We start from the raw sequence: 2,640 nt of genomic DNA on the forward strand, positions 1-2,640 counted from the left end.
CGTGGTACCGAAGGAGTGATTGCTCATCGCCCTTATCTATGGCTCCCGGAAAACAAAGCAATCTTGGGTAATGTCGCGATTTACGGTGATCTTCACTTATGGATGGCTGATGCACAAACCGACGAATCCCAACAGGCATGGATAACTCAGCTTAAAGAAATGCAAGCCCTTCAGCCTAAAACAGTCATTCCTGGCCACATGAAGTCCGGTACTGAACTCAAACCAGCAAATATTAGCTACTCGCTGCAATACTTACAAGACTTCCAGAAAGCAAAGGCATTGAGCAAAGACAGCTCAGAGCTTATCAACAAAATGTCAGCCAGCTATCCCGACGCCCAGCTACCAATCGCATTAAGCATCGGTGCCAAAGTACATATGGGAGAAATGAAGTGGTAGCGCTTCTGCTTAGTTAGCAAGAATGTGGTGGTACTTCGGTACCACCACGTTATAGTTCCCGATTAAATGAACCTGACTGTTGCTTGTTAATCTTAACCCAGAAGCTCTCTTGGCACCGGTTGGTAAAGGTCTTTCTCTTTGGGTGCACCTGTATACTTGATGACTCTGAAATCACTTCGTATGAAATCCAACACTCCGGGCATATCAGCTCATTCGCCTCAAGTTCCTCGGATTCAGTGCAGTACTTAATTGTTACGCCATTTGAAAAGTGAAATAACGACTCTTTGCAATCTACGATAATATTCTGATCTTCATAAGAGTTATCAACTGACTCCTGACTGATTAACTCCAGCCCTACCGCTTCACCTTTTATCGCTGCGACATAAGTAAAAAGGTTATTCATTCCACTTGCGTCCATTTGGAAAAAATATAAAACATATCTGAGTTATTATTCTGGTTTACGTGCAATAACCAGCCCATGATTACTCGAGCCAAGCAATGATGGTTCGGAACATACCATCAGATGATACTGTAACCAGGCTTGATACTCTTGCTCAGACAGCGCATTAATTTCCGCACCAATGTATCGCCCAAAGCCATCTGTCGCCACATGCTTTTCAACGTCGAGGCCTTCTGATTGAACTAAACTTTCAACCTCATCGGGCGTGGCAAAGTATCCCGTTCTAAAGAACGGATCGACATCTTTTGACGTCACCAATCCTGTTTCATGTAACTCACCCAAAACTTGTGGTGTTACCAGAACATGCGACATTTTTGCCAACAATCCAGCAACAAAGAAGCGACTGATATAAGCAACAGCCACGATACCATTCGGCTTGAGAATTCGATGAGCTTCTTTAATAACAGCCTGTCTCTCACCTTCATTCTGAATGTGGTACAGAGGACCTAGAATAAGCACGATATCCTGAGAGCTATCCGGAATAAAATTCACATCCGTCGCATTTGCCTCATGAATTTTCAGCTCGACACCTTGCTCAACCGCGTTGTCTTCTAATTGTGAAACCAACTCTGGAACCAGCTCTACAGCGGTAACCTCCAGCCCTTTCTGCGCGTAATATATAGAATAACGGCCAGTTGCTGCTCCGAGCTCAGTTAGCTTCTTTGCTGACTGGGTAAATACTTCCAGCTGGTTAATCGTTGTATCAAATTCGATCCGGGTGATATTTTGACAGACGAGACGTTGCTCTTCGTCAAAATTCGCATAGTACCCCATATATTCTTCTTGCACTGTTACCTCCTGTGCAGTGGAAAATATCTAGCTGCGAGCGGATTACAATAGGGCGTGTTAACCTTTCGTGGTTAAATTCTGTTCGAAAGGTCAACACGCCCTAATTGTGTATCTTATTCGAGGCTGATTTATAAAGAAGAATATAAGTTAACAGCTTAACAGCAATACGCAACCACTCTACTATCAAGTGGTAGGCGTATTCACGTGATTTATAGATTATTATTCTTATTGGATAACACTAATTTGTTGCAACATACCCATTTGGTCCCACTGCTCCCAACGTTCAACAACTTGCTCCCCTACAACTCGATCTAAGATCAAACCTTCAAACTTTGCCCGTTTACCTGTTGGCGGAGTGTCACCCAGAGGCCCCGTATTCGTCCCTTCAGCCGACCACCTTGTCGCCACCTTATCACCCGCGATAATTTGATCTTCGACTGTAATCTGTAAGTCAGGAAAAGCGGTCAAAAGACCCGCTACCAACTCTTTAAATGCTGAAACCGAGATGTTAGGCTCCGGTGCCCCGGCAATGTGAATGACGCAATCCGGCGCAAAAGCCTCATCTGCAACCGAAACATCTCCTCTATTGAGCCCTTCAATCCATACTCGCTCGTACTTGGTAACGGTTAGGTTCATAGTCATCTCCTTGCAAGGGATCGCCTTATAACCCCTTCAGCGTATCGTATAAGGAATTAATGCTCAGTAAAGGTATAGACTAACGCCTAGAAAAATACACAGGCTAACCTGACTAATACCCCCCAACACGAGAGCGTTTTCATCCGTAAGTATCTGTGTACCTTGTATTCCATACAAAATACGGCGCTGATGCGGCACAGTCATCACATACTATCGTTTGTTCAGGATTGGACTCTCCCCATACAGGAACAATCAGTTCAACGCTTAACAGTATACTTCCGCAGAAAGGACACTTTTCTAGCCCTGTAACGTGCGTTTGCATATTCATCCTGCTCATATAATCCTTCACTGAACCAGAT

The 2,640-nt window shown here is 44.3% G+C and carries 3 protein-coding genes and 1 pseudogene; 1 reads left to right on the forward strand and 3 read right to left on the reverse strand.

Translation table 11 applies throughout. The annotated features are described in order from the left end of the window. Positions 1-396 (forward strand): annotated as a pseudogene (locus MHN01_RS23970) (MBL fold metallo-hydrolase); the annotation flags it as partial. A 49-nt stretch (positions 397-445) separates the two neighbouring features. Here the strand turns inward: MHN01_RS23970 and MHN01_RS23975 are convergent. From MHN01_RS23975 to MHN01_RS23985, 3 genes are all read right to left on the reverse strand, one after another. Then, positions 446-799 carry a hypothetical protein gene (locus MHN01_RS23975; protein WP_239413879.1) on the reverse strand — a complete coding sequence of 118 codons (354 nt, stop codon included), beginning with the start codon at positions 797-799 and terminating at the stop codon, positions 446-448. Between the two features lie 45 nt (positions 800-844). Then, positions 845-1,645 carry a class I SAM-dependent methyltransferase gene (locus MHN01_RS23980; RefSeq protein ID WP_370646557.1) on the reverse strand — a complete coding sequence of 267 codons (801 nt, stop codon included), beginning with the start codon at positions 1,643-1,645 and terminating at the stop codon, positions 845-847. Between the two features lie 225 nt (positions 1,646-1,870). Continuing rightward, positions 1,871-2,281, reverse strand: coding sequence for an ester cyclase (locus MHN01_RS23985; RefSeq protein WP_239413881.1), 411 nt, complete (start codon positions 2,279-2,281; stop codon positions 1,871-1,873). Positions 2,282-2,640 lie beyond the last annotated feature (359 nt).

The organism is Photobacterium sp. OFAV2-7, from assembly GCF_022347985.1.
Lineage (GTDB): Bacteria > Pseudomonadota > Gammaproteobacteria > Enterobacterales > Vibrionaceae > Photobacterium.